Here is a 15925-nt window from a genome sequence, read left to right as displayed (position 1 = left end):
TCGCTAAAAAACGGATAATACAGCGCTGACCGCAGAGTTAAAAATACGTTTGAAGCCAGTAGTCTGAGTTGTAACCGCTTCAGATAATGGTTCGCTTACGATAAGTCGCTCATTCAAAATGATATCAAACTCAGCCGCATTCTTTAAGTAATCGTGGAGTCCCACTAGGTTCAGTTGCATAAAGTAAGAGCCTGCTTCAAGCGATTGCTTTACATTAATTTCGACAATCTTAGTGAGATACGACTCCGGATCAACCACCAAAGAGACCTCGCACTTAGTATTTCGCTCGCCGTGCTTTGTTAGTACAACGTTAACTCGGTCATCAATACGCGCATCCATTGGCAACTCTATCACCAAAGAAAGTTCTTGCTCACCTGGTTGCAGACTAAGTTTCTCATAGGGCTGAACAGCACGGTACTGTCCCCTCATAGAACTTGTGATCTGTGCTGCATTAAAACTAAAAATACCAGATTTGCTACTCATTACTTTCTTTCGTTATTTACAAGACAATGTTAATTATCTCAAAGCTAGATTACAGAATTATGACTTATCAACCAAAGGCTACAAAAGTCAAAGCTCGGCAATACCGAGCTTTAAATGCATTCTTTGTCCGTTTTATTTATCGTACTGCGAGCATAATGAGCCCCGGAAATACGAAGAATGAACCTAATACGTAAGCCAAAGCTGCTGGTTTATTCTGCGCACCAATCTCGGCTAACTTCTCAGCTAGATGAAGCGGGATTTCTCTCAGTAATGGTAAACCGTAAATAAGTGCTACCGCAAAAACGTTAAACATAACATGTACAAGTGCAATCGTTAATGCGACTTCTGCTGCAGGACCTGTGATAGAAGTCGCCGCTAACAAAGCGGTAATTGTAGTGCCTATATTTGCACCTAAAGTGAATGGATATATCTGACGAGTGGTAAATACGCCGCTGCCAGCGAGTGGGATCATCAAGCTTGTTGTTGTCGAAGACGATTGTACCATTACCGTAACTAAAGCGCCTGAGCTTATACCTACAACAGGGCCTCTGCCTATCGCACTGTGTAATAATTCTTTCGCTTTACCTACCAACGCCTTTTTGAGTAATTTACCTAAGTAAGTTACAGCGAACAGGATCATCATGATACCGATAACAACCATGGCAATACCGGCAGCCGTCGAATCTAAGAAGCTAACACCATCTTTTACCACGCTAACCGCAGGCTTCACTAGCGGTTTGATAAAGTTGTAACTTTTTAACGATAAGTCAGCATCACCAACAAATACATGGGCTAGTCCTGACGCAAGTTTCTCTAACATGCCAAACATGATTTCCAAAGGAAGGAAAATAGCAACGGCTAATAAATTAAAGAAGTCATGTACGGTGGATGCGGCAAACGCTCTTCTAAACTCGTCTTTACTACGAATGTGGCCAATAGAAACGAGCGTGTTAGTAATAGTTGTACTAATATTTGCGCCCATCACCATAGGAATTGCGATACTAATAGGTAATCCACCAGCAACGAGGCCAACAATAACAGAAGTTACCGTTGAAGAGGACTGCACCAATGCAGTTGCTAAAGCCCCTAAGAGTAGGGCGACGATTGGATTGGTTGCAAATGCGAAGATTTCCTTCGCGCCTTCACTTCCACCTGAGGCCAATTTAAAACCGCCACTCACAGTGCCAACTGCGACTAAGACTAAGTAAACAAGTAATACGATTGACAGCCAGTTAAAAAGTTTAGCTGATGCTGAAGTCTGAGATTGATTAACCATAGTTTCGCTCTTAGAGTAAGTAATGTTCATTCATTACACTTTTATTTCAGCCGCGCATTTAACCACCCAATTGTTACAGTTATATTTCAATTTTATGTAACTCGACACGTATGCTCATTTTCTCATCGCATTTTTTGAAACAATGGTAACTAATAGTAGTAATATACTGTTTTTACTGATTATTAGTTATGTGATGCATTTACATTTGTTTACTTCTCCAAATTTGATCCACATTTGCTTCACTATTTAAAAGTAGGATTTAGCTATAATTATTGTGCCTTATATCACTATGTTAAGACTTTTCTCGTTAATTTTTATGCTTTTTTCTATGGCGGCTGGTGCAGTTGACTTTACGCCTAGTGCCGAGCATAGAGTAAGTGAACCATTAACAATCCATTTTGGAGAAGTCGATGCTGCGCAATTATCTTCAACGCTCGGCATAAATGAGCGCGAAAGCCAATCTATTGTAAAGGTACTTTCAAGCCAAGTACCTGAGCTAAAGAATGAGTCTTATCAGTGGGCATTGATCACCCCAAATATGCTTGTATCCGAGGGCAGAAATTACATCGCATTTGGCTTTGCTAGATTACCTTGGCTAAGTGTTGCTTTGATTAACAACGGCGAGGTCAAATTTTTAACGCAACACACCCTGAATACCGCGTTTAATAAAAGGGAAGTGGAAGCACCTCAATTATATCTGCCATTATCAAAAGAGCACTTAACAGGGGCAAGTATTATTGTCCGCTATCAAACTTTTGCGAATGCCCCCGCTGACCTTAGATTAATCAATGATAATGAGCTCAACAGTAACGTTCTTACCAGTACGGTTACCAATGCTGCACTAAGCGGGATCATAGCAGCCGTGTTTGTTATTGTATTGGTTAACTTTTATTTTAATGCCAATGCGACCAACGCTTACTATTGTCTTTGGACGCTATTGTTTTTGCTTATTGTGTTGGATATGTCAGGGTTCACTTTTCAATATTTTTGGCCTTCACAAGGCAAATTTGCCACCTTATTTTCAGCTTGTTTGATGACTTTTGTACCAGTGTTTCACCTTCTTTTCATCAAGCAATTTCTGCAATTAAGGCATAGAAACGAAACCTTACACCTTTTATATAATGGATTTTTAGCGGCTTACCTACTGCTTATCCCAGTGGCAATCTATTCAAAATCAGTTCATTACAACCTAGTATTAAGCTTGAGTATCATCCCGCTATTTCTTTATACCAGCTATTGGTCTTTGAAACAGAGTGCTCCTGGTTCTGTAACTTTTTCCCTCAGCCTGCTAAACCATGTCATTTTTGTGAATTTCATTGCCATCGGTGGAACAATGTATGCTGGCTTTATCAATGTTTATCATATATCAAGCGCGATTAAACTTGGCTACTTAATTGAGGTCATGTTGTTTACGCTGGCACTTGCGCAACAAAATAAGTCAGCCCAAAATAATCTGCTATCAACGCTACAAACCCAGGTGAATGCGCTCTCGAATACAGTACAAACAGAGAAACAGTTCAACCGTCAAAATCAGCAAGCATTAGAAAAGAAAGAACAACGTTTATTTACCGATCTCTCTCATGAGCTGCGTACACCACTTACCGTTATGAAGGTACAGGTTGAATCTCTACAATACAATATCGTTGAGAATGTTCAGGAGAGCTACGGCAAGCTCATGGATAAAATCGACGAGCTAAATCAATTTATTAATCAGTTAATGCTAGTCACTGACAATGAAAAGTTAGCAACTATGCTTAATCTTAGAGACTTCACAATCTGCAAACTAGTAAATACAGTGCATACTCAGGCCGCGGGTCTATTTAAAGATAATAAAGAGCAATTAGAGGTTAACTATCAAATATCTGGAACAGAAAAAATAACCGTCGACCTAGACGCGATGACTAATTGCGTTCTCGAGATCTTAGGTAATGCGATTAAGCATGGTGGAGATAAGGTCCAAGTAAAGATGAGTTTCTTTAGCGTAGACAGCAATCTAATCATTCGCATTGAAGATTCAGGCACTCCGCTATCCTATGAGGCGCACCAACAGCTATTTGACCCGCTTTACAAATCACAATCAGCAAGAACCAATTCGGGAAAATCCAAGGGGATGGGCCTTGCGATGTGCAAAAAAGTGGTAGAAGCTCACAGTGGACAAATTGAATCCTTTAATAGCCTATTAGGCGGGTTGAACATGGAGATCAAGCTTCCATTAACTAAAGTGCCTGCTTTTAGTTGATATACAACAGTATGTTTTCGCGCTCACGTTTTATTATTTCGTCGCGGTATTAACTTAAGCCAAAATGCAATTTCAAGTGCCACACCCAATATCACAAAAATGAACATCCCAGTGTGGCTGCTATAGCTATAAGCAGCTATTACCCCAATGAGGAGCGCCAATAAAATAGCGATTCTGTAAAGTGTCTTCATTTTATATCCTTTTCTATGGTGACTTAGCTAATTCATTTACAGCCGAATACCAAATTTACAGCTCACCTGAGATTGCCACTTGATTACGACCATTACGCTTAGCAAAATAAAGTGCCTGATCTGCCGAGGCGAGCAATTCTTTACCGCTGTATGGTGGCTTAGTCTGAGTATGTAATCCTGCACTTAATGTCATCTCTATACAATAGCTTTCGCTTATCAATGGGCTAGTCTCACATGTCATTCTGATCTTCTCTGCAAGGTCAAAAGCCTGCGAGCTATCGGTTTGTGCAAGTACAATACAAAACTCTTCGCCGCCATACCGTGCGACAAAGTCTCCCGCTCTCGTAGCACAATTGGAAAGTATACGTCCGATGTGAATCAGACAATCGTCTCCCGCTTCGTGACCATAGGTATCGTTAACCTGCTTAAAAAAATCGATATCGATCATAATAACACTAAGAGCGTGTTCAAAACGCTTTGCTCTTAAGCATTCACTATGCAAGGCTTCGTCTAGCGCTCGCCTATTGGCAACACCAGTAAGCGCATCGGTGCGACTCGCAAGCTCCAGTCTATCGTTAGCTTCCTGTAGCGCTTGAGTTCGGATGGCGACAGTCTTCTCTAATTGAGAGTTTACTTTTTGGATTTCATTGAATGCCGTTAATTGCGCTTGAAAGCGCTTGTTTTTCTCGGTATTGAGTTTTTCACCTATTGCTATCGATAAACAGGCCACCTCAATGGCAGTACCTATTAATAGCGCATTTTCGGTAAACCAAGTTTGGCTGATTAAATCTAATTTATTTAGCGCAAGAATGATCCCGCCAAAGAGCACTGAGCTCCAAGCAATCGAATAGTATGTCGCTAAGCGGCTTTTCCCAGCCAAACGTAAAATACGGCAGAATACGCCCCAGATACAAGCTGATACGGCATACGCTATGGTAAGTTTTATCATCACTGCATAGTCAAAAAACACAGAAGAAAATAAGAGTACCAGCCCTAATCCCAAAATTAAGCGACAACCTAGATAAAGCCACTTGTCCGAAATACAAATCTCGAGCAATGTCATAACAAAGTAAGTGCCGGTTAACACCGAACTGATAAGAAAGAACAAGATTGCTTGATCGTTCCACCAAAGACTATTTGGCCAAAGATATCGAAAGGCAAAACCTGACAAACAAGCAGAAAATAGCGCTAAACAAATAACGTATAAAACATAGTAAAATAATGTGGATTCGCGAATGGTAAAATAGAGGAGCACATTATAAGCTGCCATTATCCCCATCAAACCAAAGTAGATCCCCATCACGATACGAAAAACTTGGTCGTTTATCAAAAAGTCATGGTTTGTCCAAAGTACCACGGGAAGTTGCAGCGCACTGGATGAGCGTACTTTAATGTATAGTGCTACCTTACCATGCGTGCCGTTTGGGAGTGGTATAATAAAATGTTCATGCGCAAAAGGGCGGTCAACGAAAGGTTGTTTATCTCCTAATTGCTGATGAACAAATATATTGCCTTCTTGTAGCATGTAAACATCAAGTTGATCCAGCACCGGATAGGCTATCTCAAGTAAATAAGGCCCTTCTTTTTCGTCAATATTTAACGACGTACGTACCCAGTAACTTAGGTTGGAATAACCTAAGTTCAACACTTTATCATCGGTAGTTTGCCAATGGATACTTGAGTTATTTATGACGTCGACAATTTTAGCATTTGAAGCCACGTACTCTAGTTGCAACGTCTCTTTGCCAGCAGCTACCACTTGACTACACAGAGACAACAGGAGTACAAACAATAAAAAGACGTACCTTTGCCTCAATCAACCACCCTCGCTACGTTCCATAATCGCAGACAAATAGCGCTCTCGCCAAAGATTATGAAATAAAAATAGTACTTTAATCATAGTCAGCCATAAATAGTTCGCCAATTTTGAATTATGTTCAACTATCCTATAGAATGCGCCGCTTGTTTGATGTGATCGATTCCAACTTCACAAATCAAATATGATGCAAAAAAGCGTAATGAAGGGGCAAAGTAATGAGCTTTTGGCAAGAAAAAGTACTCGAAGAAATGACTAGAGATGAGTGGGAAGCGATTTGTGATGGTTGTGGTAAATGCTGTTTACACTCTTTTATCGACGGCGATGAAGAAGATGAATCATTTGAGAGCACCGACTTTTTGCGCGAAGGAGAAGAGCTACTCTACACCGATGTTGTTTGCCAATATAACGATAAAAATAGCTGTGGTTGTAGCCGCTACAGCGAAAGGCAAATTCTAGTACCCTCTTGCGTACAGCTAACCAAAGAAAATCTCAAAGATATCTTTTTCATGCCAAACAGTTGTAGTTATCGACGACTTCATGAGGGCAGGGGACTGGCAAGCTGGCATCCTCTTAGAAATAATGGTTCCAAACAAGCCATGATAGATGCGGGGATCAGTATTTTTGGTAAGGCAATTTCTGAGCTGGAAGTAGATTTAGAATCTGATTTTGAAGCGCATATTGTTGAGTGGCCCCACAAAGACAGCGACTAAAGAAGCAGGTCCTAGGATAGATGCTTTGCGGTACAGCATGCATCTATCCCAGAAAAAGGTATTCTATTCGCCAATATCACCTTTAGACGGCAAAGCGGCAAATGCACCGTAGCGTTGAACGGCAAATGCTCCACATTTCGCAGCATACGCGACTAAGTCTTTTGCCTCATCCAGTGAGATGACAAACTCAGTATCTTGGGTAGGTTTAAACTTTCGAATGATCTCAGCAAGTAACCCCCCGACAAACGCATCTCCCGCAGCCGTGGTATCCACAGCAACAACATTTGGCGCAGCAACTTTAGCACTATCATTTGGTAGATAAATCTCAACTGGGTTTGCGCCGTCGGTTATTAATAACAATTGAGTTTGCTTATCCATAACTGCGGCTATGGTTTGCGCTTTGGTTTTACCCGCATGACTATTCGCGTTCAGGTATTCCAATTCTTCGCGTGAGAGTTTAACGACATCACTTAGCGCGATACAATGCCAAATTCTATCAAGAATATGCGTAGTCGAACTCCACAGGTTCAACCTGAGGTTCATATCAAAACTAACAAGCATGTTGTTTGAACGCGCATGCTCGAGCGCATAAACCGTGGTTTTATAGATATTCTCTTCAGTAAGACTGTTACTGCATATATGTAATACAGAATGCTCTGTAAACATATCCTCAGAAAAATGTGTTTGCCTGAACAACAAATCCGCCGCTGGTGGCCGATAAAAACTAAAGCTTCTTTCACCTTGTTTATCTAGAGAAACAAATGCCAATGCCGTTTTGGCCTTATCAGTAAACTCAAGGTAACGAGTATTTACGCCATTAGCCTGTAACTCTTGAGCTAAAAACTGGCCGAACATATCATTGCCTAACATACCGCAAAAATATGCACCAACGCCTTGCTTTGCAGCAGCTACCGCAACGTTTGCAGGCGCACCACCTGCATATTTAGTAAATGACTCTGGTGTTTTGCCGTCCGATAAAAAATCAATCAACGCCTCACCAAAACAAACAAGTGCCATGTTATTCGCCTTTTAACTTCATTGAACGCAGGACTTCGTAACACGCGCCCATGGTGTGATAATCGGTCTTGCCCGCCGGACTTTTTTCATCACTATACTTTTCGTTCTTGTTATTCAAAATACGATACCAAGCACCGTATTCATGGTCGACGAAGTTATCCCAAGCATATTGCCAAATTCTGTCGTACCACTGCCAATATTTTTCATCACCGGTTTCAAGTGCTAGTAGCGCAGCCGCAGCGAATGACTCAGCCTGAACCCAAAAGTACTTGTCATCATCACAAATCGACTTATCCGGCGCAAAACCGTAGCAAATTCCGCCGAATTCATTATCCCAAGCAGCTTTTAATGACTCATCAAACAAGTGCACGGCTTTTTCCACAAGCCATGACTTTGGCATGTAGCGGTTAATCAGCAATAATAATTTTGACCACTCAGTTTGATGACCAGGCTGAAACCCCCAAGGTCTGAATAAGTGTTTGGGATCGTCTTTGTTATACTCAAGGTCGACTTGCCATTGACTATCATAGTGCTCCCAAATCAGCCCCTCAGCCTTAGCCGCTTGACGATTTACCATATTGTCGGCAAGCAAATATGCACGCTGTAAAAACCTTTCATCCTGTGTTGCTTCATAGCAAGCTATTAGCGCTTCGCAGGTGTGCATATTGGCATTTTGACCTCGGTACTTATCTGCCTGATTAAAGTCTGCATCGAATTCGTCTTTATAGAGTCCGAACTCAGGCTCAAAATATTTCTCTTCTAACAGCTGCCATACTCGCTCAATTGCAGACTTGCTGTCCGATAAACCAACCTTCAACGCACAGGCATGAGCCAATAAAACAAAGGCGAGCCCGTAACAATGGTTAGTGCCATCTACAACATTTTCGCCTTCAAGCAACCACGCATAGCCGCCATTTTCTTGTCTATGGACAGTTTCTAAATATTCGATACCATGCTTAACCTTATCTAAGTCAGCTGGCTCTTTAAAATAGTCATAAGCCATAGCATAGTTAAAGACAAAACGGGTACTTGATACTAAGTGACGCGTGTTCGCATCATAAATCTCGCCATTATCCCTGAAGAAGTGATTAAAGCCACCACGTTCATCCACGCAATTTGGTGCGTAAAAGCTGAGCGTCTTTTTAATGTGTGCTTCTAAAAATTGCGTTGTTCTAAAATTCATCTAACTTTTAACCTACTGCTGAACATTTCCGTTACTTTAGCAGATAAAACATGGAACGATCCAACAAAACATTTGTGATTTTCATGTAACAGTGTGTAGAATCAAGGTGAAAACAGATTGGAGTATCACTTGTGAGCGAAATAAATACAAATCAAACCTTCGTCACAAGCGGGAATATCGAGAATAATAATTATCGACTTCCGCTTATTGCAATGACAACGCTTTTTTTCCTTTGGGGATTTATCACCGTTTTAAACGATGTTCTCATCCCACGTCTAAAAGGCGTGTTTGACCTTAACTACACAGAAGCAATGCTGATCCAGTTTTGCTTTTTTAGTGCCTACTTTATTATTTCTTTACCTGCTGGGTATTTAGTTAAACGCTTTGGCTATAAAAATGGCGTACTAACGGGCTTAATCGTGGCATCCTTTGGCTGCATCATGTTTTATCCTGCCGTTGTTGTTCACGAATATTGGATCTTTCTCTCAGCCCTTTTTGTGCTTGCATCTGGTATCACTGTTTTGCAAGTATCAGCGAATCCTTATGTAGCAGCACTCGGACATCCTCGCACTGCATCAAGTCGCTTAAACCTTGCTCAGGCGCTTAATTCATTAGGTACCACTATTGGCCCAATCGTTGGTGGCTTTTTATTGTTTGGCTCAGCCGGTACGTTAACCGTTGAAGCTGCGGCAAGCGCAGAGGGTGTAAAAGTACCTTATCTTATTTTGGCCGCTGCACTATTAACTATCGCCGTTGTATTCGCATTTTTAAAGTTGCCTGTCATTGCTGAGCATACTGAAGCGGTAGATTGTAAAGCGAAACACCATAACCTGATTGAAGCGCCACACTTAGTAATGGGTGTAGTAGCTATTTTCTGCTATGTCGGTGCAGAAGTTGCGATAGGGAGTTTCCTTGTAAATTACTTTGCAGAACCTGAAATCGCAGGACTTGAAGAGCATGCCGCGGCAAAACTTATCGGGTACTACTGGGGTGGTGCTATGGTAGGGCGCTTTATCGGCTCTGCTGCCTTAAAGACTATTGCACCTTCAAAAGCGGTGGCTTTCAACGCTGTCGTTATTATTTTATTACTGGCATTGACCATGAGTACCAGTGGCAACATTGCGATGATTGCCGTACTCGCGATTGGCTTGTTTAACTCCATTATGTTTCCTACAATCTTCTCAATGGCAATTGAAGGCCTGAGCTCACTAACCAGTAAAGGTTCTGGCTGGCTGTGTTTAGCCATTGTCGGTGGTGCTATTGTGCCGCTCATTCAAGGTGTGGTTGCGGATAAATTCCATATTCAGATCAGCTTTATTGTGCCATTGCTTTGTTATGTCTACATCGCATGGTACGGATTAAACGTGGTTAAGCTGTCGCAAAAGTGGCAAGCAAAACTGAATTAAGTTAACGAAAGTTTACAAGGCGAGCATAGCTCGCCTTTTTTATTGCATAATTTTTTCGTCGCAGAGTATTGAATACGTATTCATAAAGGGTATTATAAAATAAAATTGGAACGCTCCAATTCAAAACAAAAACTAGGAGAGAGTAATGCGAGCTAAAACTTGGGCGTTGGCAATCACACAAAGTGTGTTGTTAAGCGCAACAGTTCACGCCACTGAATCAAATACACAGTGGGTCGATACCTTCATTGGTACTGGCGGTGATGGCCACACATTCCCTGGCGCAGTCGTGCCATTTGGTATGGTGCAATTAAGCCCAGATACAGATAACCCCATGCGCGGTGTTTCCCCTCAACCAGAAATCTACAAGCGCTGCGCCGGCTATCACTATGACGACCATACTATTGTTGGTTTCTCCCACACGCATTTCTCTGGTACTGGTCACTCAGATCTTGGTGACTTGCTGATCATGCCAATGACCGGCGAAGTAAAACTCGATGCCGGTACCGCTGAAAATCCAGACATAGGGTATCGCTCACGCTTCTCCCATGACCAAGAATGGTCTGAGCCTGGCTATTATGGCGTTGACTTACTCGACTATGGTGTGAAAGCCGAAGTCACCGCAACCACGCGAGTGGGTATGCATAAATACAGCTTCAACAAAGCAAAGCAAGGTCACGTATTGCTTGATTTGACCTCAGCAATCTATAACTTTGAGAATAAAGTGATTTGGAGCGACATCCGCAAAATAAACGACACCACATTGGTTGCTTACCGCGCAACTAATGGCTGGGCGCGTAACCGCCAAATGTATTTTGCCATCGAATTCTCAAAACCTATCGCTGACTATCAGTTTTATAATCTAGACAATAACCGTTATCGTTGTATGAATTGCTTAGGAAAAGACAGCAAACACTCTACGATTGAGAATACTGCAGTAAAAATGACAGCAGGTAAAGCCGTTAAGTTTGTTGCAAGCTTTGATGATCTAGACAAAACGCCGCTGTTAGTTAAAGTCGGACTTTCTGCAGTTAGCCGCAAAAATGCATTAGAGAATCTTAAAACTGAAGTGCCAAATTGGGATTTTGATACCGTTCGCGCTAATGCCAAGTCTCAGTGGGCAAGTTATTTAGATAAAGTCGACGTGGAAGGCACCAAAGCGCAAAAACGTCAGTTCTACACTGCGCTTTATCATGCACTACAAGCGCCTAATATCTACCAAGATGTCAATGGCCAGTATCGAGGCGTTGACGGTGAAATTCATGACGGCAAAGGTTTTGAGCACTATACCTTATTCTCGTTGTGGGATACCTATCGTGCATTACATCCATTACTCACTTATATCGACCCAGACCGCGTATCCGGCATGATCCAATCGATGCTAGTACATTATCAGCAAAGCTATGAAAAAATGTTACCTATTTGGTCGTTCCATGCCCACGAGACATGGACCATGATTGGTTATCATGCGGTGTCAGTCATTGCTGACGCTTATCTAAAAGGGATCAGAGATTACGATATTAATTTAGCAGTAGAAGCGATTGAAAACACGGCTAATAACCCAGTGTACGATGCCATCCCTGAATACAAGAAATTTGGCTATGTACCAATGGACGTACTTCCTGAATCTATTTCTATCACTCTTGAATATGCTTACGATGATTTTGCCATTGCAAGAATGTATGAAGCGATGGGCAATACCAGCAAAGCGAAAGACTATTATCGCCGCGCGATGAGCTATAAAAATGTGTTCAATAAAGAAACCGGTTACATGCAAGGGTTAGATTCAAAAGGAAACTGGGATCCCGAATTTGACCCATTTGAAGCAAAATACATGGGGCCTTATACGGAAGGCAACGCTAAGCAATATAGCTTCTATGTACCGCACGATGTTGCAGGCCTGATTGAATTAATGGGTGGTGATGATGCATTTGAAGCGCGTCTAGATGCACTGTTTGATACCCACCTTTCTGAAGAGATGATCAAAGAGCACGAAGATATTGCAGGCCTGATTGGTAACTATGCCCATGGTAATGAGCCTAGCCATCATATTGCCTATCTATATAACTACGCAGGTAAACCGTGGAGAACCCAAGAGCGCATTCGTCAGATCATGGATACCTTAAGCTCAGACAAACCGGATGGCCTTGCAGGTAATGACGATGTAGGTCAGATGTCCGCTTGGTATATATTCTCAGCGATGGGCTTTTATCCTGTTGCGCCAGGCGACCTAAGCTACGCGATTGGTGCGCCTCAGGTGCCAGAAGTTACCTTGAAACTTGCAAACGGCAAAGCGTTTAAAACCGTTGCTAAAGGTTTCAGTGATAAAAACAAATACATCAAATCCGTTAAATTGAATGGTAAACCGCTTAATCGCAGCTACATCACACATAACGACATTATGAATGGCGGTACATTGGAGTATCAAATGTCCAGAAAGCCTAATAAAGCATGGGGTCAATCCAAAACGCAAAGACCACCTTCATTGTCGGAGTATAAATAATGGTTAAAGCAGGAATATTTCTTGCGGCTATGACTACATTTGCAAGTGCGCCGTTCGCACTTGCAAATGACACCGATAATGCCGCAGCGCGATTAAAACCGATCGCGTTTCAATCAGACTTAGCATGGCGTCAATTTCCCCTGCCAGCCGTCTCGCTCAGCAAAACAACTAAAATTAACCATTTCGCATGGCAAGAAATTGATAACAAAGTAATAGAGCAAATAAGTTATAACGTGGCTAGATTACTGTATAAAGATATGAGAATGGCGCCTAAACTACCTACACTCCATATCGTCTTTGAAGACCTAAAAGGGGTTGCATATAAAGAGGGCGATTTTAACGGCGCAACCATCCATATCAGCGCAAACTACATGGAAAACTTTTCTAAATCGCACAGCGAAACAGAATCATTCGATGAACTTATCGGTATTCTCTATCATGAAATTGCCCATGCTTATCAGCTAGATGATCATAATTACAAGGAAATAGGGCCAATCATTGAGGGAATAGCAGATGTTGTTAGACTAAAAGCTGGGTATATTCCTGATGACACCCAAAAGCCTGGTGGCAACTATAAAGATGGCTATAAAAATACTGCTTTCTTTATCGATTGGTTATCGAAGCAAAGTAATCGAGACCTACTTCAGGAGATCAATGCTCAGCTGGACCCACATGACGACATAAAGTGGGACTGGCAAGACTTCGAGCAATCAGCAGGTGTCAAATTAGATACTGCTTGGCAACATTATCAAGCGTCGTTACTGTAACGCAAGGTGAGCTTAGACTCACCTTTATCTAACATTCACACTAAACCTCTCTCAATTCCTGCCGATAATCAAAGACAAACCTTTGAGTTTTTGATAAAAATAGTTACAAAGGAATCCAGCTCCTAAGTCTATTAATAACAATCGGCCAACGAGTTTATTGCTTGGCTGAAGAAAAGAACAAGTTCAACAGGATCATGATGTTTAAAGCGCTAAAGTTCACCACCAAAGTAACCGTAGCAGCCTCCCTTGTGTTAGTGATTGTGCTCGGCTTATTTACCGTAAACAACTTTCTCGTTATGCGAGACCAAACTCAAGCTCGGCTTACCTTAGTTTTACAAGAGATTTCCAGCTCGGTTTCACAGAATATCGCCAATTGGCTCAATGATAGACTTGAAATCGTAGTCTCGATTGCTGATGGACATAGAGCTGATGACTCCACTGAACAGATAAGAAGACGGTTAAAAACCGCTGACACTGCAGGGGATTTCAAAAACGTTTTTATTGGCACGCCAGATGGTACATTTGTGTTGGACGATCCAAGTATCCAACTTCCTGCTGATTTTGATGCGACTAGCCGCCCTTGGTATAAACTCGCTGAGCAAAAACAAGATACCGCATTTACCGCACCTTATATCGACGTTACCACCAACGAATTCACTATTTCTGCCGTTGTACCGGTAAAACAAGGAGGCCGATTTGCAGGTGTGGCTGGGGGGGACATAGACATGTCAACCATCACAGAAATTATCAACGAAATTGACTTTTTAGGGTTTGGTTACGGTTTTTTACTTGATGAAAGCGGTAAAATACTCAGTCATCCAGATACTAAACTGAATGACAAGCCGATGTCAGAGCTGTTTGGTAAACGCCTGTCATTAAACCGGGATTTCACGGAGCTTGAAATTGATGGCACAGAAAAGCTCGTTTCATTTGTAAAAATGAAAGGCATTAAAAATGTCGACTGGTATCTTGGCGTTGTCATTAATAAAGAAATTGCCTATTCGTCCGTATCTTCTTTTAGAAATATGGCTGCTATCTATATGCTACTTGGCGTGATTGCTATTGTGGTGATGCTACAACTATTGCTCAAGTATCTGATGCGCCCAATGTACAATCTCAACGCAGCCATCAAAGACATCGCCCAAGGTGAAGGTGACCTTACTCGTAGATTAGTCGTAGAGAATCAAGATGAATTTGGCGAGTTATCCGATTATTTCAACCAGTTTATCGACAAAATTCATGCCTCAATTACACAGGTAAAAAATACCACGGTGACACTTGAAAACGTCGTGAATAGTTTGGTTGCACAAACCCAAGATACCTTATCTATGTATACAGATCAGTCCAAGCGCACCGATAGCGTCGCGACAGCCATCAACGAGCTTTCTTCAAGTGCACAAGAGATCTCAAACAATGCAACCCATGCTTCAGAACTTGCCAGTAACGCCAACAAGCTTTCTGTTGAAAGCCAACACTCGCTCACTCAAAATATCGAAGAAATCGCTTCACTGACACAAAAAATGTCTCAAGCACAAGACACGCTGGATGGATTGGATAAACTCTCAGGCAGCATAGGGCAAGTGCTTGAAGTAATTAAGGGAGTTAGCGAACAAACCAACTTACTGGCATTAAATGCAGCCATTGAAGCCGCTAGGGCAGGTGAGGCTGGACGTGGATTCGCTGTCGTTGCCGATGAAGTAAGGCAATTGGCACAGCGCACGCAAGAGTCAACGCAAGAAATCGAAAGCACTATTGCTCAACTACAACAAGGCTCGGCTTCAGCTGTGGCCGTAATGAAAGCGAGTTTAGAAGACTCAGCGAGAAGCGCCGATAGAGCCAATGCTTCAGGTACTAAAATGCAAGAAGTGAGCAATTCGATTGATGCCATAGACGGCGTTAACCATGCAGTTGCCAGCGCCACCCACCAGCAAAACACTGTTATCCAAACATTAGATAGCGACATTCATCATATTAGTGACCTCAGCCTGCAAGGCAGCAATAACCTAACCGCAACCCTTGAAGAGTGTAAGTCATTGAAACTACAGTTCGACGAATTAGAACAAATGGTGCTCAAGTTTAGAGTCTAACGCCATCTCACTAGAGCTTAAAAGCCGCTTAACAAAAGCGGCTTTTTTGTGATCCTTTTATGACACGAAACACCTGCAACATCTCATTAACCAACAAAATCCCATTAAAACCAATAAGTTAATTGATTAATGTAATTTCAATGACAACTGTCACATTTGTGTATTAGTTGCGCAACATGGTTGTCATTTTTCGTAATTAGACTGCACCCAGTTTTTTAGCAACTAGCAATAATTTATAAGGTGTATG

Annotated in this window: 11 protein-coding genes; 6 read left to right on the top strand and 5 right to left on the bottom strand. The window is 41.9% G+C overall.

Annotated elements, in window-relative coordinates; genetic code table 11:
• Window positions 1–3: 3 nt before the first annotated feature.
• A complete protein-coding gene (locus PPIS_RS24645; RefSeq protein WP_010378678.1) occupies window positions 4–483 on the bottom strand; it encodes a hypothetical protein in 480 nt (159 codons plus the stop codon).
• A gap of 136 nt (window positions 484–619) precedes the next feature.
• Window positions 620–1759: a Na/Pi symporter gene (locus PPIS_RS24640; RefSeq protein WP_010378679.1), complete on the bottom strand. Its 1140-nt coding sequence runs from the start codon at window positions 1757–1759 to the stop codon at window positions 620–622.
• Between the two features lie 328 nt (window positions 1760–2087).
• Here PPIS_RS24640 and PPIS_RS24635 point away from each other — a divergent pair, with 328 nt between their 5' ends.
• On the top strand, window positions 2088–3998 hold the full coding sequence (locus tag PPIS_RS24635) for a sensor histidine kinase (RefSeq protein ID WP_249031267.1): 1911 nt from the start codon (window positions 2088–2090) through the stop codon (window positions 3996–3998).
• Window positions 3999–4244: 246 nt separating this feature from the next.
• Here PPIS_RS24635 and PPIS_RS24630 read toward each other — a convergent pair whose 3' ends face one another.
• Complete coding sequence (locus PPIS_RS24630) at window positions 4245–6005, bottom strand: sensor domain-containing diguanylate cyclase (RefSeq protein ID WP_249031266.1); 1761 nt, start codon at window positions 6003–6005, stop codon at window positions 4245–4247.
• A gap of 218 nt (window positions 6006–6223) precedes the next feature.
• Here PPIS_RS24630 and PPIS_RS24625 point away from each other — a divergent pair, with 218 nt between their 5' ends.
• Complete coding sequence (locus PPIS_RS24625; protein WP_010378688.1) at window positions 6224–6718, top strand: YcgN family cysteine cluster protein; 495 nt, start codon at window positions 6224–6226, stop codon at window positions 6716–6718.
• Window positions 6719–6781: 63 nt separating this feature from the next.
• Here the strand turns inward: PPIS_RS24625 and PPIS_RS24620 are convergent, their stop codons facing one another.
• Together PPIS_RS24620 and PPIS_RS24615 are read right to left on the bottom strand one after the other, a co-directional pair.
• A complete protein-coding gene (locus PPIS_RS24620; protein ID WP_010378690.1) occupies window positions 6782–7735 on the bottom strand; it encodes a carbohydrate kinase family protein in 954 nt (317 codons plus the stop codon).
• A 1-nt stretch (window position 7736) separates the two neighbouring features.
• Window positions 7737–8918, bottom strand: coding sequence for an AGE family epimerase/isomerase (locus PPIS_RS24615; RefSeq protein WP_010378692.1), 1182 nt, complete (start codon window positions 8916–8918; stop codon window positions 7737–7739).
• Between the two features lie 131 nt (window positions 8919–9049).
• Here PPIS_RS24615 and PPIS_RS24610 point away from each other — a divergent pair, with 131 nt between their 5' ends.
• The 4 genes from PPIS_RS24610 (at window position 9050) to PPIS_RS24595 (ending at window position 15678) form a co-directional block, all read left to right on the top strand.
• Complete coding sequence (locus PPIS_RS24610) at window positions 9050–10324, top strand: sugar MFS transporter (protein ID WP_010378693.1); 1275 nt, start codon at window positions 9050–9052, stop codon at window positions 10322–10324.
• Window positions 10325–10469: 145 nt separating this feature from the next.
• A complete protein-coding gene (locus PPIS_RS24605; RefSeq protein WP_010378696.1) occupies window positions 10470–12824 on the top strand; it encodes a GH92 family glycosyl hydrolase in 2355 nt (784 codons plus the stop codon).
• Between the two features lie 29 nt (window positions 12825–12853).
• Entirely contained in the window at window positions 12854–13591 is a 738-nt protein-coding gene (locus PPIS_RS24600) for a basic secretory protein-like protein (RefSeq protein ID WP_249031265.1), read from the top strand.
• Window positions 13592–13788: 197 nt separating this feature from the next.
• Complete coding sequence (locus PPIS_RS24595; protein ID WP_019647596.1) at window positions 13789–15678, top strand: methyl-accepting chemotaxis protein; 1890 nt, start codon at window positions 13789–13791, stop codon at window positions 15676–15678.
• The last annotated feature ends 247 nt before the right edge of the window (window positions 15679–15925 follow it).

This window comes from Pseudoalteromonas piscicida, assembly GCF_000238315.3.
In the GTDB taxonomy this organism is placed as follows: Bacteria; Pseudomonadota; Gammaproteobacteria; order Enterobacterales; family Alteromonadaceae; genus Pseudoalteromonas; species Pseudoalteromonas piscicida.
Note: the sequence above shows the minus strand (reverse complement) of the source record. Positions and strands in the feature narration are given on the sequence as shown.

Bases quoted from the DNA above. Each gene is read 5' to 3' on its own strand.
- PPIS_RS24645 (WP_010378678.1), bottom strand. From the start codon at position 483: ATGAGTAGCAAATCTGGTATTTTTAGTTTTAATGCAGCACAGATCACA.
- PPIS_RS24640 (WP_010378679.1), bottom strand. From the start codon at position 1,759: ATGGTTAATCAATCTCAGACTTCAGCATCAGCTAAACTTTTTAACTGG.
- PPIS_RS24635 (WP_249031267.1), top strand. From the start codon at position 2,088: ATGGCGGCTGGTGCAGTTGACTTTACGCCTAGTGCCGAGCATAGAGTA.
- PPIS_RS24625 (WP_010378688.1), top strand. From the start codon at position 6,224: ATGAGCTTTTGGCAAGAAAAAGTACTCGAAGAAATGACTAGAGATGAG.
- PPIS_RS24620 (WP_010378690.1), bottom strand. From the start codon at position 7,735: ATGGCACTTGTTTGTTTTGGTGAGGCGTTGATTGATTTTTTATCGGAC.
- PPIS_RS24615 (WP_010378692.1), bottom strand. From the start codon at position 8,918: ATGAATTTTAGAACAACGCAATTTTTAGAAGCACACATTAAAAAGACG.
- PPIS_RS24605 (WP_010378696.1), top strand. From the start codon at position 10,470: ATGCGAGCTAAAACTTGGGCGTTGGCAATCACACAAAGTGTGTTGTTA.
- PPIS_RS24600 (WP_249031265.1), top strand. From the start codon at position 12,854: ATGACTACATTTGCAAGTGCGCCGTTCGCACTTGCAAATGACACCGAT.
- PPIS_RS24595 (WP_019647596.1), top strand. From the start codon at position 13,789: ATGTTTAAAGCGCTAAAGTTCACCACCAAAGTAACCGTAGCAGCCTCC.